The sequence below is a fragment of the Geobacillus sp. FSL K6-3411 genome, from assembly GCF_037965715.1.
Classification (GTDB): domain Bacteria; phylum Bacillota; class Bacilli; order Bacillales; family Anoxybacillaceae; genus Geobacillus; species Geobacillus thermodenitrificans.
In genome coordinates this window covers 113,600-136,905 of sequence record NZ_CP150187.1, presented here as the reverse complement: position 1 = coordinate 136,905, position 23,306 = coordinate 113,600, and the positions used below count along the sequence as shown (strand labels likewise).

At 49.5% G+C, this 23,306-nt stretch carries 29 protein-coding genes; all 29 read right to left on the bottom strand.

Annotated features, from left to right (window positions below):
- Window positions 1-12: 12 nt before the first annotated feature.
- Window positions 13-1,305 (bottom strand): preprotein translocase subunit SecY, encoded by a 1,293-nt coding sequence (gene secY / locus NSQ22_RS00765; protein WP_008881925.1) that lies wholly within the window; start codon window positions 1,303-1,305, stop codon window positions 13-15.
- Window positions 1,305-1,745 carry a 50S ribosomal protein L15 gene (rplO, locus tag NSQ22_RS00760; RefSeq protein ID WP_008881926.1) on the bottom strand — a complete coding sequence of 147 codons (441 nt, stop codon included), beginning with the start codon at window positions 1,743-1,745 and terminating at the stop codon, window positions 1,305-1,307. The genes secY and rplO overlap by 1 nt, the downstream gene beginning before the upstream one ends.
- 25 nt (window positions 1,746-1,770) lie before the next feature.
- Window positions 1,771-1,959, bottom strand: coding sequence for a 50S ribosomal protein L30 (gene rpmD / locus NSQ22_RS00755; RefSeq protein WP_008881927.1), 189 nt, complete (start codon window positions 1,957-1,959; stop codon window positions 1,771-1,773).
- 13 nt (window positions 1,960-1,972) lie between these two features.
- Entirely contained in the window at window positions 1,973-2,473 is a 501-nt protein-coding gene (rpsE, locus tag NSQ22_RS00750; RefSeq protein WP_008881928.1) for a 30S ribosomal protein S5, read from the bottom strand.
- Between the two features lie 17 nt (window positions 2,474-2,490).
- Window positions 2,491-2,853, bottom strand: a complete 363-nt coding sequence (rplR, locus tag NSQ22_RS00745; protein ID WP_008881929.1) for a 50S ribosomal protein L18 — start codon at window positions 2,851-2,853, stop codon at window positions 2,491-2,493.
- 33 nt (window positions 2,854-2,886) lie between these two features.
- Complete coding sequence (rplF, locus tag NSQ22_RS00740) at window positions 2,887-3,423, bottom strand: 50S ribosomal protein L6 (RefSeq protein WP_008881930.1); 537 nt, start codon at window positions 3,421-3,423, stop codon at window positions 2,887-2,889.
- A 32-nt stretch (window positions 3,424-3,455) separates the two neighbouring features.
- Entirely contained in the window at window positions 3,456-3,854 is a 399-nt protein-coding gene (gene rpsH, locus NSQ22_RS00735; RefSeq protein ID WP_008881931.1) for a 30S ribosomal protein S8, read from the bottom strand.
- Between the two features lie 33 nt (window positions 3,855-3,887).
- On the bottom strand, window positions 3,888-4,073 hold the full coding sequence (locus NSQ22_RS00730; RefSeq protein WP_003247599.1) for a type Z 30S ribosomal protein S14: 186 nt from the start codon (window positions 4,071-4,073) through the stop codon (window positions 3,888-3,890).
- A gap of 29 nt (window positions 4,074-4,102) precedes the next feature.
- Window positions 4,103-4,642, bottom strand: coding sequence for a 50S ribosomal protein L5 (rplE, locus tag NSQ22_RS00725; protein ID WP_008881932.1), 540 nt, complete (start codon window positions 4,640-4,642; stop codon window positions 4,103-4,105).
- 27 nt (window positions 4,643-4,669) lie between these two features.
- Complete coding sequence (gene rplX, locus NSQ22_RS00720) at window positions 4,670-4,981, bottom strand: 50S ribosomal protein L24 (protein ID WP_029761767.1); 312 nt, start codon at window positions 4,979-4,981, stop codon at window positions 4,670-4,672.
- A 36-nt stretch (window positions 4,982-5,017) separates the two neighbouring features.
- Window positions 5,018-5,386, bottom strand: a complete 369-nt coding sequence (gene rplN / locus NSQ22_RS00715) for a 50S ribosomal protein L14 (protein WP_008881934.1) — start codon at window positions 5,384-5,386, stop codon at window positions 5,018-5,020.
- Between the two features lie 49 nt (window positions 5,387-5,435).
- Window positions 5,436-5,699, bottom strand: a complete 264-nt coding sequence (gene rpsQ / locus NSQ22_RS00710) for a 30S ribosomal protein S17 (protein ID WP_008881935.1) — start codon at window positions 5,697-5,699, stop codon at window positions 5,436-5,438.
- A gap of 22 nt (window positions 5,700-5,721) precedes the next feature.
- Window positions 5,722-5,922, bottom strand: coding sequence for a 50S ribosomal protein L29 (gene rpmC, locus NSQ22_RS00705; protein WP_008881936.1), 201 nt, complete (start codon window positions 5,920-5,922; stop codon window positions 5,722-5,724).
- A complete protein-coding gene (gene rplP / locus NSQ22_RS00700; protein WP_008881937.1) occupies window positions 5,922-6,347 on the bottom strand; it encodes a 50S ribosomal protein L16 in 426 nt (141 codons plus the stop codon). Before rplP ends, rpmC begins: the two co-directional genes overlap by 1 nt.
- Window positions 6,348-6,349: 2 nt before the next feature.
- Window positions 6,350-7,006 (bottom strand): 30S ribosomal protein S3, encoded by a 657-nt coding sequence (rpsC, locus tag NSQ22_RS00695; RefSeq protein WP_008881938.1) that lies wholly within the window; start codon window positions 7,004-7,006, stop codon window positions 6,350-6,352.
- 3 nt (window positions 7,007-7,009) lie between these two features.
- Complete coding sequence (rplV, locus tag NSQ22_RS00690; protein WP_008881939.1) at window positions 7,010-7,351, bottom strand: 50S ribosomal protein L22; 342 nt, start codon at window positions 7,349-7,351, stop codon at window positions 7,010-7,012.
- Window positions 7,352-7,369: 18 nt separating this feature from the next.
- Entirely contained in the window at window positions 7,370-7,648 is a 279-nt protein-coding gene (rpsS, locus tag NSQ22_RS00685) for a 30S ribosomal protein S19 (protein WP_008881940.1), read from the bottom strand.
- Between the two features lie 33 nt (window positions 7,649-7,681).
- Window positions 7,682-8,512, bottom strand: a complete 831-nt coding sequence (gene rplB / locus NSQ22_RS00680; protein ID WP_008881941.1) for a 50S ribosomal protein L2 — start codon at window positions 8,510-8,512, stop codon at window positions 7,682-7,684.
- Between the two features lie 27 nt (window positions 8,513-8,539).
- Window positions 8,540-8,827, bottom strand: a complete 288-nt coding sequence (rplW, locus tag NSQ22_RS00675) for a 50S ribosomal protein L23 (protein ID WP_008881942.1) — start codon at window positions 8,825-8,827, stop codon at window positions 8,540-8,542.
- On the bottom strand, window positions 8,827-9,450 hold the full coding sequence (gene rplD / locus NSQ22_RS00670; RefSeq protein WP_008881943.1) for a 50S ribosomal protein L4: 624 nt from the start codon (window positions 9,448-9,450) through the stop codon (window positions 8,827-8,829). Before rplD ends, rplW begins: the two co-directional genes overlap by 1 nt.
- Window positions 9,451-9,479: 29 nt before the next feature.
- Window positions 9,480-10,115: a 50S ribosomal protein L3 gene (gene rplC / locus NSQ22_RS00665; protein ID WP_008881944.1), complete on the bottom strand. Its 636-nt coding sequence runs from the start codon at window positions 10,113-10,115 to the stop codon at window positions 9,480-9,482.
- Window positions 10,116-10,140: 25 nt separating this feature from the next.
- Window positions 10,141-10,449, bottom strand: a complete 309-nt coding sequence (gene rpsJ, locus NSQ22_RS00660) for a 30S ribosomal protein S10 (RefSeq protein WP_008881945.1) — start codon at window positions 10,447-10,449, stop codon at window positions 10,141-10,143.
- 427 nt (window positions 10,450-10,876) lie between these two features.
- Window positions 10,877-12,064: an elongation factor Tu gene (tuf, locus tag NSQ22_RS00655; RefSeq protein WP_008881946.1), complete on the bottom strand. Its 1,188-nt coding sequence runs from the start codon at window positions 12,062-12,064 to the stop codon at window positions 10,877-10,879.
- Window positions 12,065-12,186: 122 nt separating this feature from the next.
- Entirely contained in the window at window positions 12,187-14,265 is a 2,079-nt protein-coding gene (gene fusA, locus NSQ22_RS00650; RefSeq protein ID WP_008881947.1) for an elongation factor G, read from the bottom strand.
- Between the two features lie 190 nt (window positions 14,266-14,455).
- Window positions 14,456-14,926, bottom strand: a complete 471-nt coding sequence (gene rpsG / locus NSQ22_RS00645; RefSeq protein WP_008881948.1) for a 30S ribosomal protein S7 — start codon at window positions 14,924-14,926, stop codon at window positions 14,456-14,458.
- Between the two features lie 39 nt (window positions 14,927-14,965).
- Window positions 14,966-15,388, bottom strand: a complete 423-nt coding sequence (gene rpsL, locus NSQ22_RS00640) for a 30S ribosomal protein S12 (RefSeq protein WP_008881949.1) — start codon at window positions 15,386-15,388, stop codon at window positions 14,966-14,968.
- Window positions 15,389-15,478: 90 nt separating this feature from the next.
- Window positions 15,479-15,727, bottom strand: coding sequence for a 50S ribosomal protein L7ae-like protein (locus tag NSQ22_RS00635; RefSeq protein WP_008881950.1), 249 nt, complete (start codon window positions 15,725-15,727; stop codon window positions 15,479-15,481).
- A 136-nt stretch (window positions 15,728-15,863) separates the two neighbouring features.
- Complete coding sequence (gene rpoC, locus NSQ22_RS00630) at window positions 15,864-19,463, bottom strand: DNA-directed RNA polymerase subunit beta' (RefSeq protein WP_029761768.1); 3,600 nt, start codon at window positions 19,461-19,463, stop codon at window positions 15,864-15,866.
- Between the two features lie 111 nt (window positions 19,464-19,574).
- A complete protein-coding gene (gene rpoB / locus NSQ22_RS00625) occupies window positions 19,575-23,147 on the bottom strand; it encodes a DNA-directed RNA polymerase subunit beta (protein ID WP_081157331.1) in 3,573 nt (1,190 codons plus the stop codon).
- Window positions 23,148-23,306: the final 159 nt, after the last annotated feature.

Genomic DNA, 23,306 nt, shown 5'->3' with positions numbered 1-23,306 from the left:
CTCTTGCCTTCTTTACTTGATGAATCCTCGGTAATGGCGTTTTACCAGCTGGCTCTCAAGCTGTTTCATCGTCTCAAGGGCCACGCCGACAACGATGAGCAAGCTCGTACCACCGATCTGTGCGGAAGGCGGCAAGTTCGCAAAGTTTACAAAGAACACCGGCAGCACGGCAATGAACGCTAAAAAGAGCGAGCCGACGAGCGTCAATCGGTATAAAATTCTCGTTACGTACTCTTGTGTATTTTTTCCAGGGCGAATACCTGGGATGTAACCGCCTTGCTTTTTCAAGTTATCAGCCATCTGTTCCGGGTTGACTTGAACAAACGCGTAAAAGTACGTAAACGCGATAATAAGCACGACATAGATCGTCATGCCAACCGGATGAGTATAGTCAAACGTTCGGCGAATCCACAATGTTACATCATTCGTGCCAAAAAACGATGCAATCGTCGGTGGTGCAATCAAAAAGGATACGGCAAAAATGACCGGAATGACCCCGGCTGGATTCACTTTGAGCGGCAAATGAGTCGAATGGCCGCCGACCGGGTTTCGGCCTTCAAGCCGCTTCGCATATTGAATCGGAATTTTCCGGAACGCCTGCTGAATGTAAATAACGCCAACAATAACAGCAACAACTGCCAACGCTACAAGCAGCAACCGGACAATACGTAAAAACAAGTCTTCCCCGACATTTTCAAATTGTTGGGCGTAAATTTGGTTCAAAATCGTCGGAATGCCGGAGACGATCCCAGCAAAAATAATGATCGAAATTCCGTTCCCGACTCCTTTGGCAGTGATCTGTTCGCCGAGCCACATTAAAAAAGCTGTGCCAGCGGTCAAAACAACCGCGATCAGCAAATATGTGCCAATGCCCGGATTTTGAATAAGCATCCCGCCGGCCAAATTGTTGAAGCCGTACGACATGCCGAGCGCTTGGATAAATCCAAGCACGATCGTAAAATAGCGGGTAAACTGAGCTAATTTACGTCGGCCCATCTCGCCTTGCTTCGACCATTCCGCGAATTTTGGAACGACGTCCATTTGCAACAGCTGGACGATAATTGATGCCGTAATGTAGGGCATAACCCCCATGGCAAAAATCGAAAAGTTTTGCAGCGCCCCGCCGCCAAAAATGTTCAGGACGCCGAATGCATTTAATTGGTCTTGCAGTTTTAATACATCGGTGTTCACGCTCGGAACAGGGATGAATGTTCCGATGCGGAACACGATTAGCATAAGGAGAGTGAAAATGATTTTGTTTCGAATATCACTGACGCGCATAAAGTTGGAGATTGTCCGAAACATTAAATCACCTCAGTTTTACCGCCAGCCGCCTCGATAGCCTCTTTTGCCGATGCCGAGAACTTATGCGCTTTGACCGTTAACTTTTTCTCGATTTGACCTTTGCCTAAAATTTTCACGCCCGACTTCAGCTTGCTGATTACACCTTTTTCAAGCAACAATTCCGGTGTAACTTCCGTGCCATCTTCGAAAATGTTCAGTCTATCTAAGTTGACTACCGCATATTCTTTGCGGTTGATGTTCGTGAACCCGCGTTTCGGCAAGCGGCGGAACAAAGGCGTTTGGCCTCCTTCAAATCCAAGGCGAACCCCTCCGCCGGAGCGAGCTTTTTGACCTTTGTGACCACGGCCAGCCGTTTTGCCGTTGCCCGAACCGATTCCGCGGCCGACACGAACAGCTTTTTTCCGGGAACCCGGCGCTGGTTGCAATTCATGAAGTTTCATGGCGAAGCACCTCCTTATGATCTCATTATTCTTCAATTTCTTTTACTGTCACAAGGTGAGCGACTTTGTTAATCATCCCACGGATGGCGGGATTATCATTATGAACGACCGTTTGGTGCATTTTCCGCAAGCCGAGTGTTTTCACGGTAATGCGTTGGTCTTCCGGACGACCAATCACGCTGCGCGTGAGGGTAATCGCCAATTTCTTTGCCATGATCGTTCCCTCCTTATCCTAACAGTTCCTCGACTGTTTTGCCGCGCAATTTTGCTACGTCTTCGGCGCGTTTTAATTGTTTTAATCCGTCGAACGTTGCACGCACCATGTTGATTGGCGTGTTCGAGCCGATCGATTTCGACAAAATGTCGCTGATGCCTGCCAACTCTAATACAGCACGAGCTGGACCACCGGCGATAACTCCAGTACCTTCGGAAGCCGGTTTTAAAATAATTTCTCCGGCACCAAAATGACCGATCACTTCATGCGGAATCGTCGTACCAACAATCGGTACTTCCATTAAATTTTTCTTCGCATCTTCAATGGCTTTGCGGATTGCTTCCGGAACTTCTTGCGCTTTCCCTGTACCAAATCCAACATGGCCGTTTTTATCGCCGACAACGACTAAAGCTGAAAAGCGCAGGCGACGTCCGCCTTTTACAACTTTTGCCACACGGTTTATCGCGACTACACGCTCTTCCAATTCAAGTTTGTTTGGATCAATACGACGCATCGGTGTCCCTCCTTTAATTAGAATTCCAAGCCGGCTTCGCGGGCGGCATCCGCTAATGCTTTAACCCGTCCATGATATAAATAGCCACCGCGGTCGAACACAACTTGTTTAATGCCTTTCTCTAACGCCCGTTTGGCAACAAGTTCGCCGACTTTTTTCGCCGCATCAATGTTGTTTGTCGAATCTAAGCTGAACTCTTTATCCAATGTTGAGGCGCTGACAATCGTTGCCGATTTCACATCGTCGATAATTTGCGCGTAAATATGTTTGTTCGAACGGAACACGCTCAACCGCGGACGTTCAGCTGTGCCGAAGATTTTTTTACGGATGCGCGCGTGTCTTTTTTTACGGACCGCGTTTCGGTCAACTTTCGTGATCATCGAATGTCACTCCTTTCGCTTCGCTATGCCGCGTTATTTACCAGTTTTACCTTCTTTTAAGCGCACAACTTCGCCTTCGTAGCGAATACCTTTACCTTTATACGGCTCCGGCGGACGTACGGCGCGAATGTTGGCTGCCAGTTCGCCCACGCGCTGTTTGTCTGCCCCTTTGACGATGACTTTCGTTTGAGCTGGCACTTCAATTTCAAGCCCTTCTTCCGGCTCAATTTCTACCGGATGAGAGTAGCCGACGCTCAATACGAGCTTTTTCCCTTGTTTCGATGCACGGTATCCGACACCGACCAGCTCAAGGGCTTTTTCATAGCCTTTCGAAACGCCTTCGACCATGTTAGCAAGCAAGCTGCGCGTCGTACCGTGAAGCGCGCGATGTTGCTTCTCATCGCTTGGGCGTGTAACGGTGATCACATTGTCTTCAACGTTGATCGTAATATCCGGGTGGAACGTGCGGGTTAATTCCCCTTTCGGGCCTTTGACCGTAACCGTATTGCCGTTCACCGTGACAGTGACACCGGCAGGAATTTCAATTGGTTTTTTGCCGACACGTGACATGTCAAAAACACCTCCATTCTTGAACAAATAAATTACCAAACGTAGGCGATTACTTCGCCGCCCGTACCTTTTTGCCGTGCTTCTTTGTCTGTTAAGATGCCTTGCGACGTCGAGAGAATGGCGATCCCTAAGCCGTTTAAGACGCGCGGCACTTCATGAGCCTTAACATATACGCGCAACCCTGGTTTGCTGATGCGTTTCAGCCCGGTAATGACGCGTTCGTTGTTCGGACCGTATTTCAAGAAAATGCGGAGAATACCTTGTTTGTTGTCTTCGATATATTCCACATCACGAATAAACCCTTCACGCTTCAAAATCTCGGCGATTTCCCGCTTGATTTTCGAAGCCGGGACTTCGAGTTTTTCGTGACGTACCATGTTCGCATTGCGGATGCGAGTTAGCATATCAGCAATTGGATCTGTCATCACCATTTTGTTTTACCTCCTTCCCAATCAATGGGTTTATTACCAGCTGGCTTTTTTAATGCCTGGAAGTTGACCTTTATATGCGAGTTCACGGAAACAAATACGGCAAAGTTTAAATTTGCGGTAAACCGAATGCGGGCGGCCGCAGCGCTCGCAGCGGGTGTACGCTCTCACTTTAAACTTCGGCGTCCGTTTTTGTTTCGCGATCATCGATTTTTTAGCCACGATTTCGCCTCCCTTGCGTTATGGGATCATTATTTTTGGAATGGCATGCCGAGCAACGTTAACAATTCACGCGCTTCTTCATCCGTGTTGGCCGTCGTGACGATCACGATATCCATGCCGCGCACTTTATTGACTTTATCGTAGTCGATCTCTGGGAAAATGAGTTGTTCTTTAATACCGAGCGTATAGTTACCGCGTCCGTCGAACGCTTTTTTCGATACGCCGCGGAAGTCGCGTACGCGCGGAAGCGAGACCGAAATCAATTTATCAAGGAATTCATACATCCGTTCACCACGCAACGTGACTTTCGCACCGATCGGCATTCCTTGACGAAGGCGGAAACCAGCGATCGATTTTTTCGCGCGTGTCACAACCGGGCGTTGGCCAGCGATCAATGTCAGCTCTTCTACAGCGCTGTCTAATGCTTTCGGGTTTTGCACCGCATCGCCGACACCCATATTAATGACGATCTTTTCGATTTTCGGAACTTGCATGATCGATTTATAGTTGAACTTGCTCATGAGAGCAGGCACGACTTCTTTGGTATATTTCTCTTTTAGGCGGTTCATAAAAGTACCTCCCTTCCTGCGTCACGGTTATTTATCCAAAATCTCTCCGGATTTTTTCGCATAGCGCACTTTTTTGCCGTCGACAACTTTGTAGCCAACGCGCGTCGGCGTACCTGTTTTCGGATCCAACGGCATCACTTTGGAAACGTGGATTGGCGCTTCTTTTTCAATAATGCCGCCTTGCGGGTTCGCTTGCGACGGTTTCGCATGCTTTTTCACGATATTGACGCCTTCCACAATGACGCGGTTTTTCTTTGGAAATGCCGCCAGGATGACGCCTTGTTTGCCTTTGTCTTTGCCGGAGATTACTTGCACTTTGTCACCTTTTTTTACATGCATCGGATTCGCACCTCCTTGAAACGCTATTCCGTTCCATTAAATAACTTCCGGAGCTAAAGAAATGATTTTCATGAAGTCTTTATCGCGCAATTCGCGGGCAACCGGTCCAAAAATACGCGTACCGCGCGGGCTTTTGTCATCACGAATGATGACGCAGGCGTTTTCGTCAAAACGGATGTACGAACCATCCGAACGGCGTACCCCGCGTTTCGTGCGAACGACAACCGCTTTAACGACTTGACCTTTTTTAACAACGCCACCTGGCGTCGCATCTTTAACCGTAGCTACAACGACATCGCCGATGTTCGCGTAGCGGCGGCCCGAACCTCCGAGCACTTTAATGACAAGCACTTCGCGTGCGCCAGAGTTATCAGCTACTTTTAAGCGAGATTCTTGTTGAATCATCGACGAAACCTCCTTTCGGAATTATCTCCCCGAACTAAGTGAAGAACGATTACAGAATAACAGCCTTTTCGACGACTTCTACTAAACGGAAGCGTTTCGTTGCCGACAGCGGGCGAGTTTCCATAATTTTTACGATGTCGCCGACTTTAGCAATGTTATGTTCATCGTGTGCTTTATATTTTTTCGAGTACTTCACGCGTTTGCCGTATAACGGGTGTTTTTTGTACGTTTCAACTAAAACGGTAATCGTTTTGTCCATTTTGTCAGATACAACCCGTCCAACGTACACTTTGCGTTGATTGCGTTCGCTCATTCCGCAAACCTCCTCTCAAACATTATTTATTGGCAGCGAGCTCGCGTTCGCGAATGATCGTTTTCATACGGGCAATGTCTTTGCGCACTTGGCGGATGCGCGCTGTGTTTTCCAGTTGGCCAGTTGCCAGCTGGAAGCGAAGGTTGAATAATTCTTCCTTCAACGATTTAATTTTTTGCTCGATTTCGGCAGTGGTCAAATCACGGATTTCTTTCGCTTTCATTACGCTTCACCACCAGTTTCTTCACGTTTTACGAATTTGCATTTGATCGGAAGTTTGTGAGAAGCCAAACGCAATGCTTCACGTGCTACTTCCTCGGAAACACCCGCCACTTCAAACATTACTTTGCCCGGTTTAACAACAGCAACCCATCCTTCCGGCGCCCCTTTACCGGAACCCATCCGCACTTCAAGCGGCTTAGCTGTATACGGTTTGGATGGGAAAATGCGAATCCATACTTTCCCGCCACGTTTCATGTAACGAGTCATCGCACGGCGGGCTGCCTCGATTTGTCGGTTTGTGATCCAAGCCGATTCTAAGGCTTGCAAACCGAATTCACCGAAATGAACTTCCGTACCGCCTTTTGCGCGACCTTTCATCCGTCCGCGATGTTCACGGCGATATTTGACGCGTTTTGGCATTAACATGATTATTTTCCTCCTTCCTCAGCTTTTTTCTTTGTCGGAAGGACTTCCCCACGATAAATCCATACTTTTACGCCGATTTTTCCGTACGTTGTATCCGCTTCTGCCGTTGCATAGTCGATGTCAGCGCGCAACGTATGGAGTGGAACCGTCCCCTCGCTGTAATGTTCCGAACGAGCGATATCGGCACCGCCTAAACGACCGGAAACCATCGTTTTAATCCCTTTCGCACCAGCGCGCATTGCCCGTTGAATGGCTTGTTTTTGCGCCCGGCGGAACGAAACGCGGTTTTCCAATTGGCGAGCGATATTTTCGGCAACAAGTTTTGCATCCAAATCCGGCTTTTTAATTTCAACGATATTAATGTGGACACGTTTGCCGGTCAATTGCGCGAGCGCTTTGCGGAGCGCTTCAACTTCCGAGCCGCCTTTCCCGATGACCATACCTGGTTTGGCCGTATGGATCGTTACATTGACGCGGTTGGCTGCACGTTCAATCTCCACACGGGAGACGGCCGCGTCTTGCAGGCGTTTGTTAATGTATTCGCGGACTTTTAAGTCCTCGTGCAACAGATCTGCATAGTCTTTTTCCGCATACCATCTCGATTCCCAGTCACGAATGATGCCGATGCGCAGACCGATCGGGTTGACCTTTTGACCCACGGATTATCCCTCCTTCTTTTCTGAAACGACGATTGTAATATGGCTTGTGCGCTTATTAATGGCGCTTGCCTGTCCTCTCGCGCGCGGACGGAAACGTTTCAACGTCGGGCCTTCGTTTACGTACGCTTGAGAAACAACCAAGTTGTTGATATCCATGTCATAGTTATGTTCAGCGTTGGCAACAGCCGATTTCAATACTTTCTCAATGATCGGGGAAGCGGCTTTTGGCGTGTGACGCAAAATAGCGAACGCTTCGCCGACTTTTTTCCCGCGGATCAAATCAATGACTAAGCGTGCTTTACGAGGAGCGATGCGAACAGTTCTCGCAACAGCTTTAGCTTGCATATTCAGAACCTCCTCTCATTACCGTTTTGTTTTCTTGTCGTCACCGGCATGGCCGCGGAACGTGCGCGTCGGCGCAAATTCACCAAGTTTATGCCCGACCATGTCCTCTGTAATGTATACTGGCACATGTTTACGACCGTCATATACGGCGATCGTATGGCCGATAAATTGCGGGAAGATCGTCGAACGACGAGACCATGTTTTGATCACTTGTTTTTGCCCAGTTTCATTGAGCTTCTCGATTTTTTTCATCAAATGTTCATCGCAAAATGGACCTTTTTTCAAGCTGCGACCCATAAGTGAACCTCCCTTCTTAATTGCGCTCGTTCATTACTTCTTGCGGCGACGGATGATGAATTTATCCGATTTGTTTTTCTTTTTGCGCGTTTTGTATCCGAGCGTCGGTTTGCCCCATGGCGTCATCGGCGACTTACGTCCGATTGGTGCTTTACCTTCACCACCACCGTGCGGGTGATCAACCGGGTTCATAACCGAACCGCGAACTGTCGGACGGATGCCTAACCAGCGAGCGCGTCCTGCTTTCCCGATGTTGACAAGTTCATGTTGCTCGTTGCCAACTTCACCGACTGTGGCACGGCATTTACCCAAAATCATACGCACTTCACCGGAAGCTAAGCGGATGATGACATATTTGCCTTCTTTCCCGAGCACTTGCGCCGATGTACCAGCTGCACGCACTAATTGACCGCCACGGCCTGGTTTCAGCTCAATGTTGTGAACGAGTGTACCGACCGGGATGTTTTCAAGCGGAAGTGCGTTACCGACTTTAATGTCCGCGTTCGGACCTGACATGATTTCCATGCCAACTTTTAAGTTTTTCGGCGCGAGAATATAACGTTTCTCACCGTCTGCATAGTTAATGAGCGCGATGTTGGCAGAGCGGTTCGGATCGTATTCGATCGTAGCAACGCGTCCTGGAATTCCGTCTTTGTCACGTTTAAAATCGATAATCCGGTATTGGCGCTTATGGCCACCGCCTTGATGGCGAACCGTAATTTTCCCTTGGTTGTTGCGGCCCGCTTTTTTCTTTAACGGGGCAAGCAGCGATTTTTCCGGCTGATCTGTCGTAATTTCCGAGAAATCAAGCACCGTCATACCGCGACGGCCGTTCGATGTCGGTTTATACTTTTTAATCGCCATCGGAATGTCCCTCCTTCTTCGTTAATATTACACTTCAAACAGTTCGATTTCTTTGCTGTCCGGCGTCAGCGTTACGATCGCTTTGCGGCGACGATTCGTGTAGCCGCTGTAACGGCCAACGCGTTTGAATTTCCCTTTATAGTTCATAATGTTGACTTTTTCGACTTTGACACCAAAGATTTTCTCAACGGCGTCTTTCACTTCCGTTTTGTTCGCTTTGACGTCAACTTCAAACGTATATTTCCGTTGCCCGACCAAGTTCATCGTGTTTTCCGTGATGATGGGGCGCTTAATAATGTCGCGAGGGTCTTTCATTATGCAAGCACCTCCTCTACTTTCTCCACGGCCGCCTTCGTAATGACGAGCTTGTCATGGTTTAACACGTCAAGCACATTGATGCCGTTGGCAGCAACAACTTTGACGCCCGGGATGTTGCGCGCCGACAAATAGACGTTTTCGTTCAACTCGTCGGTTACAATGAGTGCCTTCCGGTCAACCGCGAGGTTATTTAAAATTTTCACCATTTCTTTCGTTTTCGGTGCCTCAAGCGACAGTTGATCTAATACAACGATGTCGTTTTCGAGCACTTTCGACGACAATGCAGATTTGATCGCTAAACGGCGGACTTTTTTCGGCAATTTGTAGCTGTAACTACGCGGAACCGGACCAAAGACCGTACCACCGCCCCGCCATTGTGGAGAACGAATCGAACCTTGGCGAGCACGTCCAGTCCCTTTTTGACGCCATGGTTTGCGGCCGCCGCCGCTCACTTCAGCACGATTTTTCGTTTTATGCGTTCCTTGGCGCATCGAGGCGCGTTGCATAATAACTGCTTCGAACAATACGTGTTTATTCGGTTCAATACCAAAAACGGCATCGTTTAATTCGATTTCTCCGATCGTCTGTCCGTTTTGGTTATATAATGCTACTTTTGGCATTACGTAGTTCCTCCTTTCTTGGCCAGATGTTACTTCGCCTTCGCTTTAACGGCGCTTTTCACGATAACTAATCCTTTTCTCGGACCCGGTACGTTGCCTTTAATGAGCAGCAAGTTGCGTTCTGGGTCGACTTTCACAATCTTCAAGTTTTGGATCGTAACGCGTTCACCGCCCATGCGGCCTGGCAAGTTTTTCGTTTTAAATACGCGGTTCGGTGCGATCGCCCCCATCGAACCTGGACGACGATGGTAACGGGAACCGTGAGCCATTGGTCCGCGCGATTGGCCGTGACGTTTAATGACCCCTTGGAAGCCTTTCCCTTTGGAAATGCCTGTAACATCAACAATGTCGCCTTCGCTGAAAATGTCAACTTTTACTTCTTGGCCAACTTCATACTCATTCACGTTAGCACCGCGGATTTCACGAATGAAGCGCTTAGGTGCCGTGTTTGCTTTGGCAGCATGGCCGATTTGCGGTTTGTTGGCTCGCTTTGTGCTCAAGTCTTCAAATCCTAATTGAATCGCTTCGTAACCGTCGTTTTCGATCGTTTTCTTTTGCAGCACGACGTTTGGCGTCGCTTCGATGACGGTTACCGGAATCAAATCGCCGTTTTCCGCAAATACTTGCGTCATACCGATTTTTCTTCCTAAGATTCCTTTCGTCATTTGTCACACCTCCTAATCGACTAGATTAAAGTTTAATTTCAATATCAACGCCCGACGGCAAATCTAACCGCATCAACGAATCAACTGTTTGCGGAGTCGGATTAATGATGTCGATCAAACGTTTATGTGTCCGCATTTCAAATTGTTCACGGGAGTCTTTGTACTTGTGAACGGCACGCAAAATCGTATAAACCGTTCTTTCCGTCGGCAGCGGGATCGGACCCGATACCTTTGCCCCAGAACGTTTTGCGGTTTCGACGATTTTCTCCGCCGATTGGTCTAAAATTCGATGATCATAAGCTTTTAAACGAATGCGAATTTTTTCTTTTGCCATTTGGTTTCCCTCCTTCTTCGCCTATTTTGAAAATAGACTTCTCCACGGAAATTTCCTGCACAGGGCTGTGGCAAAGCAGCCGGGTGTGTCAGCAACCTTCCGCTTCATCGCAGTCAAAGACCAACATTTGATATTATACCTGTATGTAAGCGAGATTGCAAGTCATTTCTTCGCTTTTCCCACACTTCTTCATTATACATAGCCACTGCCTCGTTTTCAACACAATGCCTAGACGATGAAGTTGGGAAAGCCCACCGCCAAAAGAATAGCAACGGCATGATGAAGCCGTTGCTGTTCGGTACCACTTCCGATCCGGAACGCTCACCAGCACCTTCACGGATTAAGAATTTCTTAGACTTCTAATAAAACGAAATGTCTAGCTAAAAGAAAAAGGATGTCCATCAACTGGACATCCTTTTTTCATTGATTACTCAATGATTTCCGATACGGAACCAGCACCAACCGTGCGGCCGCCTTCACGGATCGAGAATTTCGTACCTTCTTCGATCGCGATCGGAGCGATCAGTTCAACCGTCATTTCAACGTTGTCGCCAGGCATAACCATTTCAACGCCTTCTGGAAGCGTGATGATGCCCGTTACGTCCGTTGTACGGAAGTAGAATTGCGGACGGTAGTTCGAGAAGAACGGAGTATGGCGTCCGCCTTCTTCTTTCGTCAGAACGTAAACTTGTGCTTTAAATTTCGTGTGTGGCGTGATCGAGCCCGGTTTCGCCAATACTTGACCGCGCTCAACTTCGTCACGCGATACACCGCGGAGAAGCGCACCGATGTTGTCACCAGCTTCTGCTTGGTCGAGAAGCTTACGGAACATTTCTACACCCGTAACAGTCGTCGATTTCGGCTCGTCCGAAAGACCGATGATTTCAACCGGGTCACCAACTTTTAACGTACCGCGCTCAACACGGCCCGTTGCAACCGTACCACGACCCGTGATCGAGAAGACGTCCTCAACCGGCATCATGAACGGTTTGTCTACTTCACGTTGCGGAGTTGGGATGTACTCGTCAACCGCGTTCATCAGTTCAACGATTTTTTCTTCCCATTGTGCATCGCCTTCGAGCGCTTTTAATGCCGAACCTTTGATAACCGGCACTTCGTCGCCCGGGAAGTCATATTCAGAAAGAAGATCGCGAACTTCCATTTCAACGAGTTCAAGCAATTCTTCGTCGTCCACCATGTCGCATTTGTTCAAGAAAACAACGATGTACGGAACACCGACTTGGCGGGAAAGAAGAATGTGTTCGCGAGTTTGCGGCATCGGACCGTCAGCAGCCGATACAACAAGGATCGCGCCGTCCATTTGCGCCGCGCCCGTGATCATGTTTTTCACGTAGTCAGCGTGGCCCGGGCAGTCAACGTGCGCATAGTGACGGTTTTCTGTTTCATACTCAACGTGAGCCGTCGAAATCGTGATTCCGCGTTCACGCTCTTCCGGAGCAGCGTCGATTTGGTCGTACGCTCTCGCTTCTGCTTTACCTTGTTTCGCAAGAACTGTCGTGATCGCAGCTGTCAACGTCGTTTTCCCATGGTCAACGTGGCCGATCGTGCCAATGTTGACGTGCGGTTTCGTACGCTCAAATTTCGCTTTAGCCATGAGAAAGATCCTCCTTAAATAAAATATGGATTGATATAGTTAAGTAATTATAGGATGCTTGGGAACAAGATGTTCCCAAGTCTTACATAAGTATTTATAGCGAAACTAGCAAGAGAAATCAATTATTCGCCTTTATTTTTTTTGATAATTTCATCGGCGATGTTTTTCGGAACTTCTTCGTAATGGTCAAATACCATCGAGAACGTTCCACGCCCTTGCGTGTTCGAACGGAGCGATGTTGCATAACCGAACATTTCGGCCAGCGGCACCATTGCACGAACAACTTGGGCGTTTCCGCGCGCTTCCATCCCTTCGACGCGACCGCGGCGGGATGTGATGTCACCCATAATGTCGCCGAGGTATTCTTCAGGGATGACGACTTCTACTTTCATGATCGGTTCAAGCAGAACCGGTTCACACTTCGCTGCCGCGTTTTTCAACGCCATCGAAGCAGCAATTTTGAACGCCATCTCACTCGAGTCGACATCATGGTACGATCCATCAAACAGTTTCGCTTTGATGTCAACAACCGGGTAGCCAGCTAAGACACCGTTTTGCATCGCTTCTTCCAATCCAGCTTGAACAGCCGGCACGTACTCTTTCGGAACAACCCCACCGACGATCGCATTTTCAAATTCAAAGCCTTTACCGCGTTCGTTCGGTGTGAATTCGATCCAAACGTGACCGTACTGACCACGACCACCGGACTGGCGAATAAATTTTCCTTCGACTTGAGCCGATTGACGGAACGTTTCACGGTAAGCAACTTGCGGTGCACCAACGTTCGCCTCGACTTTGAATTCGCGACGCATCCGGTCGACGATAATGTCCAAGTGCAGCTCGCCCATCCCGGAAATGATCGTTTGTCCTGTTTCCGGATCGGTATGCGCACGGAATGTCGGGTCTTCCTCTTGCAGTTTTTGCAATGCTTGACCCATCTTATCTTGGTCGGCTTTCGATTTCGGTTCGATCGCCACCGAGATAACCGGCTCTGGGAATTGCATCGACTCTAAGATGACAAGATTTTTCTCATCACATAGAGTATCGCCGGTCGTTGTTTCTTTTAAACCTACTGCTGCCGCAATATCACCGGCATAGACTGTCGAAATTTCTTGACGGTGGTTCGCATGCATTTGCAGCAAGCGACCGATCCGTTCACGTTTCCGTTTCGTTGAGTTCATGACGTAAGAACCGGAATCAAGCGTTCCGGAGTAGACGCGGAAGAACGTCAACTTCCCAACGTACGGGTCAGTCATAATTTTGAATGCCAACGCGGAGAACGGAGCGTCATCGCGTGCTTCGCGAGCCACTTCTTCTTCCGTATCCGGAATGATACCGCGAATCGCCGGGATATCTAACGGAGACGGCAAGTAGTCGACAACCCCGTCAAGAAGCAGCTGAACACCTTTGTTTTTAAAAGCTGAACCGCAGAAGACTGGATAGAATTCAACGTTGATCGTCGCCTTACGGATTGCGGCTTTCAGCTCTTCTTTCGTAATTTCTTCTCCTTCTAAATATTTCATCATCAGCTCTTCATCGAGTTCCGCAACGGCCTCAATGAGCTTGCCATGATATTCTTCCGCTAAATCGCGGTAGTCTTCCGGAATTTCGATGCGTTCGATGTTTTTGCCAAGGTCGTCGTGGTAATGGTATGCACACATTTCCACGAGGTCAATAATGCCGGTGAATTGGTCTTCAGCGCCGATCGGCAACTGCACCGGGTAGGCATTCGCTTGTAAGCGGTCATGGAGCGTTTTTACCGCATACAAGAAGTCCGCACCGATTTTGTCCATTTTGTTGACGAATACAATCCGCGGAACACCATATGTAGTCGCTTGACGCCAAACTGTTTCCGTTTGCGGTTCTACACCAGATTGGGCGTCAAGAACCGTAATGGCTCCGTCCAACACGCGCAACGAACGTTCAACCTCAACCGTGAAGTCGACGTGCCCTGGCGTGTCGATGATGTTGATGCGATGGCCTTTCCATTGCGCCGTTGTCGCCGCCGACGTAATCGTAATCCCGCGCTCTTGCTCTTGTTCCATCCAGTCCATCGTAGCTGAGCCTTCATGCGTTTCCCCGATTTTATGAACGCGGCCTGTGTAGAACAGGATTCGTTCCGTCGTCGTCGTTTTTCCGGCGTCAATGTGCGCCATGATCCCTATGTTACGAGTGTTTTCTAAGGAGAACTCTCTTGCCATAGTGGTTATTTTCTCCTTCCTTACAATATAAAATATAAGTAGATGGCGACGCCATCTATGGCGCAACTCTCTTTGAATTGATTAAGAGAAGCTAGATGCATGCAGCTGAAAGGGCCACAATATACAGGAAGATAGGTGAACAGGCAACATCACGCGTGCCTTCTCACCTATTTCCTTTGAGCAGCGCTCCTTACCAGCGGTAATGAGCAAACGCTTTGTTCGCTTCAGCCATTTTATGCGTATCTTCGCGTTTTTTCACTGCTGCACCCGTGTTGTTGGCTGCATCCATAATCTCGTTCGCCAAGCGTTCTTCCATCGTTTTTTCACCGCGGAGACGGGAATATTGCACGAGCCAGCGCAATCCGAGGGAAACGCGACGATCCGGACGAACTTCGACCGGAACTTGGTAGTTCGCCCCACCAACGCGGCGAGCGCGTACTTCCAACACTGGCATAACGTTTTTCAACGCTTGTTCGAACACTTCCATTGGATCTTTACCCGTGCGTTCACGGATAATATCAAACGCAGTGTAAAGAATTTTTTGTGCTTTCGATTTTTTTCCGTCGATCATGATTTTATTGATCAAACGGGTGACAAGTTTCGAGTTGTAAATCGGATCTGGCAATACGTCACGTTTAGCAACTGGGCCTCTACGTGGCATAGTTTTTCCTCCTTTCAGGAAAAAATTCTCTTCACTTCATTATTTTTTCGCTGCTTTTGGCTTTTTCGCGCCGTATTTCGAACGACCTTGCATCCGGTTTGCTACGCCCGCTGTATCCAATGCACCACGAACGATATGGTAGCGTACCCCTGGCAAGTCTTTAACACGTCCGCCACGGATGAGCACGACGCTGTGTTCTTGCAAGTTATGGCCGATTCCCGGGATGTAAGCCGTCACTTCAATCCCGTTCGTCAGGCGGACACGGGCATATTTCCGAAGCGCCGAGTTCGGTTTTTTCGGCGTCATCGTGCCGACACGCGTACATACGCCGCGTTTTTGTGGAGACGACACGTTCGTTTGTTCTTTTTTGAAGCTGTTGTACCCTTTGTTCAATGCAGGGGATTTTGACTTAAATACTTTTTTCTGGCGCCCTTTACGGACCAGTTGGTTAATTGTAGGCATGAAAAAATCCTCCTTTCACACATATCGTTTAAGCCCACATATCCAGGTGGTTCATCGTTTATGCAAACAAAGGTTTTAAAGGTAAAGCAATCAACGGAGGATCGCTACCGCAGCTGCACCGACTTGGATTTTACATGCCTTGCCGAGTTTTTTCATCGAATCGACTTTCGTGATCGGCACGTTCGCCTCATTGGCTGCTGCCATCACTTTTTCGATAATCGGCAAATCGGCATCTTCTGCCACGATCACTTCCGCTGCCTTTCCTTCCTTTAAAGCCCTTATCGTTTGTTTGGTTCCAATGACGATTTTCCCAGCCTGTAATACTTTTTCATAAGACATGTAACATATCCTCCAAAGTACCAGGTTGTTGGAACACCTTTATTAGACTACCACTTTCTCTGTTCGTTGTCAACTGAATTTTTTCATCAAGGAAGAGCCGGCCAAGGGCACCTTAGCCGGCCATCCCCGTTACTTTTTAATTAGATGGAACGGTATCACTAGCCGTTTCCTTCTTGACGGCAGGTTTTACGTTGCGGTAGCGGGCCATGCCTGTTCCCGCCGGGACAAGTTTGCCGATAATGACGTTTTCTTTCAAGCCGAGCAGCTCATCCCGTTTTCCTTTGATCGCTGCATCGGTCAAGACGCGCGTCGTTTCTTGGAACGAAGCGGCCGACAAGAACGAATCCGTTTCAAGCGACGCTTTCGTAATACCGAGCAGCACCGGGCGGGCTGTTGCTGGCCGCTTTCCTTCCCGAATAGCTTGAGCGTTGACATCCGTGAACTGATGAACGTCCAAAAGCGTGCCTGGCAACACATCTGTATCGCCGGCATCGATAACGCGCACTTTGCGCAGCATTTGTCGCACCATGACTTCAATGTGCTTATCGCTAATTTCAACCCCTTGCATCCGGTACACTTTTTGCACTTCACGGAGCAAGTATTCTTGGACAGACGTAATATCACGCACGCGCAACAACTGTTTCGGGTCGACCGAACCTTCCGTCAGCTCTTGGCCGCGTTCAACGTGTTGCCCTTCTTCGACTTTCAGGCGTGCATTGTACGGAGCCACATAAGAGCGTGTCTCCACTTCGCTTTGCACGACGATTTCATATTGATTGTCGCGCGTTTCATTAATCGCAACGACCGTGCCGTCAATTTCCGAGATGACGGCTTGCCCTTTCGGGTTGCGCGCTTCAAACAGCTCTTGTACCCGAGGCAAACCTTGAGTGATATCGTCCCCAGCAACACCGCCCGTATGGAACGTCCGCATCGTCAACTGCGTACCCGGCTCACCGATTGATTGGGCAGCGATGATGCCGACCGCCTCGCCAACTTCAACATCCATACCTGTCGCCATGTTGCGGCCGTAACATTTTTTGCACACACCATGGCGCGTGTTGCAAGCAAAGACAGAACGAATCCATACTTCGGTAATGCCAGCCTTGATGATCTCATTGGCGATATCTTCTGTGATCATCTCATCTTTGCGGACGATCACTTCACCCGTTTCCGGATGGTGCACCGTCTTGTGCGCATAGCGGCCGACAAGACGCTCTTCAAGCTTGACGACAACTTCCGTGCCGTCCGTTAACGCCCGCGCCAAAATGCCGCGATCCGTGCCGCAATCTTCTTCACGGACGATGACATCTTGCGCCACGTCAACAAGACGTCTCGTGAGATAACCTGAGTCGGCCGTTTTCAACGCCGTATCCGCCAACCCTTTGCGCGCGCCGTGCGTCGAGATAAAGTACTCCAATACCGTTAAGCCTTCACGGAACGACGATTTGATCGGCAGCTCGATAATCCGGCCGGCCGGGTTAGCCATTAAACCGCGCATCCCTGCGAGCTGCGTAAAGTTCGAGGCGTTACCGCGCGCCCCGGAATCGCTCATCATAAAGATCGGGTTGCGCTTATCGAGCGATTTCATCAACCGATCTTGAATTTTATCTTTCGCCGCACTCCAAACAGAGATGACGCGCTCATACCGTTCTTCGTCGGTAATCAATCCGCGGCGGAACTGTTTCAACACGGTGTCGACTTTCGCTTGAGCTTCATCCAAAATTTCTTGTTTTTCCGGCAGAACGACGATATCGGAAACACCAATCGTAATACCGGCTTTCGTTGAGTATTGGAAACCGAGATCTTTCATGCGGTCGAGCATCTTTGATGTTTCGGTAATTTTGAACCGCTTAAATACTTCGGCGATAATTTGCCCAAGCACTTTTTTCTTAAACGGCGGCACGAGTTCGCGCTTGCGGATCTCTTCGCGCACGTCGACCCCTTTATCCAAGAAGTACTTATCCGGCGTCCGCCCTTCGATATTTTCCGTCGTCGGCTCGTTAATGTACGGGAACGACTTCGGCAAAATTTCATTGAAAATGAGTTTTCCAACCGTCGTCAGCAACAGCTTGTTGTTTTGTTCCGGAGTAAACGTTTCGTTTTTCAGCGAGCCGGCATGGATAGCGATGCGTGAATGGAGATGGACATAGCCGTTATGATAAGCAAGCAGCGCTTCGTCCGTATCCTTGAATACCATGCCCTCGCCGATTGCCCCTTCGCGTTCCATCGTCAAGTAATAGTTTCCTAAAACCATGTCCTGCGAAGGCGTAACGACCGGTTTTCCATCTTTCGGGTTCAAAATGTTTTGCGCCGCCAGCATCAACAAACGCGCTTCAGCTTGTGCTTCAGCGGACAGCGGCACGTGCACCGCCATTTGGTCGCCGTCAAAGTCCGCGTTGTACGCCGTACAAACGAGCGGATGAAGACGGATCGCACGCCCCTCGACAAGCGTCGGCTCAAACGCCTGAATACCGAGGCGGTGAAGCGTCGGAGCACGGTTTAACAGCACCGGATGTTCTTTAATGACATCTTCAAGCACATCCCATACTTCCGGATGCACGCGCTCAATTTTCCGCTTCGCGCTTTTAATGTTGTGCGCCAAGCCCCGCTCAACGAGTTCTTTCATGACGAACGGCTTAAACAGCTCGAGCGCCATTTCTTTCGGCAGTCCGCATTGATACATTTTTAAGTTTGGACCGACTACAATAACCGAACGACCAGAGTAGTCGACCCGTTTACCGAGCAAGTTTTGCCGGAAGCGCCCTTGCTTTCCTTTCAGCATATGGGAAAGCGACTTTAACGGGCGGTTCCCCGGCCCAGTTACTGGGCGGCCGCGGCGGCCGTTGTCGATCAAAGCATCGACTGCCTCTTGCAACATCCGCTTCTCGTTTTGCACGATGATGTTCGGTGCGCCAAGGTCAAGCAACCGTTTCAACCGGTTGTTGCGGTTGATGACACGGCGGTATAAATCGTTTAAGTCCGATGTCGCAAACCGTCCGCCATCGAGCTGAACCATCGGGCGGAGTTCCGGCGGAATGACCGGCAGCACATCAAGCACCATCCAAGCTGGATCATTCCCGGAGCTGCGGAATGACTCAAGCACCTCAAGTCGTTTAATAATGCGGGCGCGCCGTTGCCCTTGCGCTGTTTTCAGCTCTTCTTTCAGTGTGGCCACTTCTTTATCCAAGTCAATGTCTTGGAGCAGCTTTTTAATCGCCTCAGCCCCCATTGATGCTTGGAACGATTGACCATATTTCTCGCGATAGGCGCGGTATTCTTTTTCCGACAACAGCTGTTTTTTCTCCAGCGGCGTATCACCTGGGTCGGTGACGACGTAAGAAGCAAAGTAAATAACTTCCTCAAGCGCCCGCGGCGACATATCAAGCACAAGACCCATCCGGCTCGGGATGCCTTTAAAATACCAAATGTGCGAAACCGGAGCGGCGAGCTCGATATGGCCCATCCGTTCACGGCGGACTTTGGAACGCGTCACTTCGACGCCGCAACGGTCACAAACAACCCCTTTGTAGCGGACGCGCTTATATTTGCCGCAATGGCACTCCCAGTCTTTCGTCGGGCCGAAAATGCGCTCGCAAAATAGTCCGTCTTTTTCCGGCTTTAACGTCCGATAGTTGATCGTTTCTGGTTTTTTAACCTCACCGTACGACCAGGAACGAATTTTCTCCGGGGAAGCGAGCCCGATTTTCATGTACTCAAACTTATTGACATCTAGCAAGGGGTATACCTCCCTCTTTGATCCGTCGGTTTTACTCCGTGGCTTGTTCGTCATCCGTTCGCTTTAACGGCCTATGGCGGGGAACGCTCCCCGCCTAGCCGTCATTGTCGGTTACTCTTTCGTTACCGCATTTTTTTCTTCGTCAGCTTCTTCCGATTCGACCGGCTTAACGTCTACCATGATGGCATCCGGCGCATGGTCGTCGTCATCATCAAAGTTTTCCATGTTGATTTCTTGTTCATCGCTCGTCAAAATCGTAACGTCCATACCCAAGCTTTGGAGTTCTTTAATCAATACTTTAAACGACTCCGGTACACCCGGTTCTGGAATGTTTTCCCCTTTGACGATCGCCTCGTACGTTTTGACACGGCCAACGACATCGTCGGACTTGACGGTCAAAATTTCTTGCAGCGTATATGCCGCCCCATATGCCTCAAGCGCCCATACTTCCATCTCACCAAAGCGCTGACCGCCAAATTGCGCCTTACCGCCAAGCGGCTGCTGGGTGACGAGCGAATACGGGCCAGTTGAACGGGCGTGAAGCTTGTCATCAACCATGTGGGCAAGCTTAATCATATACATGATTCCGACCGACACGCGGTTGTCAAACGGTTCCCCTGTCCGACCGTCATAGAGCACGGTTTTTGCATCGCGAGCCATGCCAGCCTCTTCGAGAATGTTCCACACATCTTCCTCCGTGGCTCCGTCAAAGACCGGGGAAGCAATATGCAAACCGAGCTTTTTGGCTGCCATACCAAGATGCAGCTCAAACACTTGCCCGATGTTCATCCGCGACGGAACGCCGAGCGGGTTTAACATGATATCGATCGGCGTGCCGTCTGGCAGGAACGGCATATCTTCTTCCGGAAGAATACGGGAAATAACCCCTTTGTTCCCGTGACGACCCGCCATTTTGTCACCTTCGGAAATTTTCCGTTTTTGCACAATGTAGACACGGACAAGCTGGTTGACACCTGGCGGGAGCTCGTCACCATCTTCGCGATTGAATACTTTCACATCGAGGACAATGCCGCCGCCACCGTGCGGGACACGCAGCGATGTGTCGCGCACCTCGCGCGCTTTTTCACCGAAAATCGCGTGCAACAGCCGCTCCTCGGCCGTCAACTCAGTCATTCCTTTTGGCGTCACTTTACCAACGAGCAAGTCGCCGTCTTTTACTTCCGCCCCAATGCGGACAATGCCGCGCTCATCCAAGTTTTTCAACGCGTCCTCGCCCACGTTCGGGATGTCGCGCGTAATTTCTTCCGGACCAAGCTTCGTGTCGCGCGATTCCGCCTCATATTCCTCAATATGGATCGACGTATATACGTCTTCTTTGACGAGCCGTTCGCTCATAATGATCGCGTCTTCGTAGTTGTAGCCATCCCATGTCATAAAGGCGACAAGCACGTTGCGGCCGAGTGCCAGCTCGCCTTTGTCCATGGATGGACCGTCAGCTAAAATTTCCCCTTTTTCGACGATGTCGCCTTTTTTCACAATCGGACGCTGATTGTAGCATGTACCTTGGTTCGAACGAACGAATTTGAGCAAGCGGTATTTATCTAAATCTCCCTTGACTTCTTTGCCGTCTACTTCAATGAGCCGACGCACCCAAATTTCTTTTGCCTCAACGCGCTCAACGATGCCGCGATGCTTGCAGATGATCGCTGCTCCCGAATCTTTCGCTGAGACGTACTCCATTCCAGTACCGACGATCGGCGCCTCTGGCTGCAACAGCGGTACCGCTTGACGCTGCATGTTCGCCCCCATCAAGGCGCGGTTCGAGTCGTCGTTTTCCAAAAACGGAATACATGCCGTTGCTGCAGAAACAACTTGCTTTGGCGAAACGTCCATATAGTCGACGCGCTCGCGTTTGACGACAATGTTTTCACCGCGGAAACGAGCGATGACGTTTTCCTCAAGGAACGTTCCATCTTCCGCAAGCGGCACGTTCGCTTGCGCCACGACATAGTTGTCTTCCTCGTCGGCCGTTAAATAATCAATTTGATCCGTAACTTTCCCTGTCTCCGGATCGACGCGTCGGTATGGTGTTTCAATAAAGCCGAATTTGTTTACTTTCGCGTAGGTAGACAGTGAGTTAATCAACCCGATGTTCGGACCTTCTGGCGTCTCGATCGGACACATCCGTCCATAGTGAGAATAGTGAACGTCACGCACTTCAAATCCGGCGCGCTCCCGCGTCAATCCGCCAGGACCAAGCGCAGAAAGACGGCGTTTATGCGTCAACTCAGCCAATGGGTTCGTTTGATCCATAAACTGTGACAGCTGTGAGCTGCCGAAAAACTCTTTAACCGCCGCAATCACCGGGCGAATGTTGATCAGTTGCTGCGGTGTAATCGTGTTCGCATCTTGGATTGACATGCGCTCGCGCACGACGCGTTCCATGCGCGACAAACCGATACGGAATTGGTTTTGCAACAGTTCGCCGACCGAACGAAGGCGACGATTACCCAAATGGTCGATATCATCCGTATCGCCAACACCGTGAAGCAAGTTAAAGAAATAGCTGATCGACGCAATAATATCCGCCGGTGTAATATGTTTCACATCCTCAGCAATAAAACCATTGCCGATAATGTTGATGACTTTTTCATTGTCTGGGTCATTTGGCGCATAGATTTTTACCGTTTGCACTGAAATTTGTCCGTCGGCTACCCCTTCAGTCGGCCGGTACGTCTGCAACCCGGCACCTTTTTCTAAATAAGGCAACAGACGGTTCAGCGTCCGGCGGTCGATCATCGTTCCAGCTTCGGCGATGATTTCTCCTGTTTCCGGATCAGCAATCGTTTCCGCCAACCGCTGGTTAAACAAACGGTTTTTAATATGAAGTTTTTTGTTGATTTTATAGCGTCCTACGCTAGCTAGATCGTAGCGTTTCGGGTCAAAAAAGCGTGACGCGAGCAAGCTTTTCGCATTCTCTAGCGTCGGTGGTTCACCCGGGCGGAGACGCTCATAAATTTCGATCAACGCTTTTTCCGTGCTGTCGGTATTATCTTTTTCGAGCGTATTGCGCAAATATTCGTTATCACCAAGCAAGTCGATGATTTCTTGATCGGAGCTGAACCCGAGCGCACGAAGAAGCACCGTAACAGGAAGTTTACGGGTGCGGTCGATACGAACGTAAACGACGTCTTTCGCATCGGTTTCATATTCAAGCCATGCGCCGCGGTTCGGAATCACTGTTGCCGAATAGCCGCGTTTCCCATTTTTATCGACTTTATCACTATAATAGACGCTTGGCGAGCGAACGAGCTGAGAGACGATGACGCGTTCCGCTCCGTTGATGATAAACGTGCCGGTTTCCGTCATCAGTGGGAAATCGCCCATAAACACGTCTTGTTCTTTCACTTCGCCCGTCTCTTTATTGATGAGGCGGACTTTCACGCGAAGCGGTGCTGCATATGTAACATCGCGTTCTTTTGCCTCTTCAACCGAGTATTTCGGCTCCCCTAAGCTATAGTCGATAAATTCAAGAGAAAGATTGCCAGAAAAATCTTCGATCGGGGAAATTTCTTTGAACATTTCCCGCAGCCCTTCATCGAGAAACCATTGATAGGAGGACGTTTGAATTTCAATTAAGTTCGGCAATTCCAGCACTTCGCTAATGCGTGCATAACTTCTTCTTTGGCGGTGTCGCCCATATTGAACTAGTCGGCCTGTCAAGAGTGATTCACCCCTCAAATGTAGACATTAGTGAAAACCGGAAGCGGAACATCGTGCCCATCCATCTCGCTTGGCGAGATATGCCGCCAAGGCATTATGGCCGCTCCGTCTTCCGAGGCACAGCGCTAGGCATGCATGCGGCCGGCCCCCCGCCGTCCG

Coding starts and splice junctions, on each gene's coding strand:
- secY (WP_008881925.1), bottom strand. CDS start 1,305: ATGTTTCGGACAATCTCCAACTTTATGCGCGTCAGTGATATTCGAAAC.
- rplO (WP_008881926.1), bottom strand. CDS start 1,745: ATGAAACTTCATGAATTGCAACCAGCGCCGGGTTCCCGGAAAAAAGCT.
- rpmD (WP_008881927.1), bottom strand. CDS start 1,959: ATGGCAAAGAAATTGGCGATTACCCTCACGCGCAGCGTGATTGGTCGT.
- rpsE (WP_008881928.1), bottom strand. CDS start 2,473: ATGCGTCGTATTGATCCAAACAAACTTGAATTGGAAGAGCGTGTAGTC.
- rplR (WP_008881929.1), bottom strand. CDS start 2,853: ATGATCACGAAAGTTGACCGAAACGCGGTCCGTAAAAAAAGACACGCG.
- rplF (WP_008881930.1), bottom strand. CDS start 3,423: ATGTCACGTGTCGGCAAAAAACCAATTGAAATTCCTGCCGGTGTCACT.
- rpsH (WP_008881931.1), bottom strand. CDS start 3,854: ATGGTGATGACAGATCCAATTGCTGATATGCTAACTCGCATCCGCAAT.
- rplE (WP_008881932.1), bottom strand. CDS start 4,642: ATGAACCGCCTAAAAGAGAAATATACCAAAGAAGTCGTGCCTGCTCTC.
- rplX (WP_029761767.1), bottom strand. CDS start 4,981: ATGCATGTAAAAAAAGGTGACAAAGTGCAAGTAATCTCCGGCAAAGAC.
- rplN (WP_008881934.1), bottom strand. CDS start 5,386: ATGATTCAACAAGAATCTCGCTTAAAAGTAGCTGATAACTCTGGCGCA.
- rpsQ (WP_008881935.1), bottom strand. CDS start 5,699: ATGAGCGAACGCAATCAACGCAAAGTGTACGTTGGACGGGTTGTATCT.
- rpmC (WP_008881936.1), bottom strand. CDS start 5,922: ATGAAAGCGAAAGAAATCCGTGATTTGACCACTGCCGAAATCGAGCAA.
- rplP (WP_008881937.1), bottom strand. CDS start 6,347: ATGTTAATGCCAAAACGCGTCAAATATCGCCGTGAACATCGCGGACGG.
- rplV (WP_008881939.1), bottom strand. CDS start 7,351: ATGCAAGCTAAAGCTGTTGCGAGAACTGTTCGCATCGCTCCTCGTAAA.
- rpsS (WP_008881940.1), bottom strand. CDS start 7,648: ATGGGTCGCAGCTTGAAAAAAGGTCCATTTTGCGATGAACATTTGATG.
- rplB (WP_008881941.1), bottom strand. CDS start 8,512: ATGGCGATTAAAAAGTATAAACCGACATCGAACGGCCGTCGCGGTATG.
- rplW (WP_008881942.1), bottom strand. CDS start 8,827: ATGAAAGACCCTCGCGACATTATTAAGCGCCCCATCATCACGGAAAAC.
- rplD (WP_008881943.1), bottom strand. CDS start 9,450: ATGCCAAAAGTAGCATTATATAACCAAAACGGACAGACGATCGGAGAA.
- rplC (WP_008881944.1), bottom strand. CDS start 10,115: ATGACGAAAGGAATCTTAGGAAGAAAAATCGGTATGACGCAAGTATTT.
- rpsJ (WP_008881945.1), bottom strand. CDS start 10,449: ATGGCAAAAGAAAAAATTCGCATTCGTTTAAAAGCTTATGATCATCGA.
- tuf (WP_008881946.1), bottom strand. CDS start 12,064: ATGGCTAAAGCGAAATTTGAGCGTACGAAACCGCACGTCAACATTGGC.
- fusA (WP_008881947.1), bottom strand. CDS start 14,265: ATGGCAAGAGAGTTCTCCTTAGAAAACACTCGTAACATAGGGATCATG.
- rpsG (WP_008881948.1), bottom strand. CDS start 14,926: ATGCCACGTAGAGGCCCAGTTGCTAAACGTGACGTATTGCCAGATCCG.
- rpsL (WP_008881949.1), bottom strand. CDS start 15,388: ATGCCTACAATTAACCAACTGGTCCGTAAAGGGCGCCAGAAAAAAGTA.
- NSQ22_RS00635 (WP_008881950.1), bottom strand. CDS start 15,727: ATGTCTTATGAAAAAGTATTACAGGCTGGGAAAATCGTCATTGGAACC.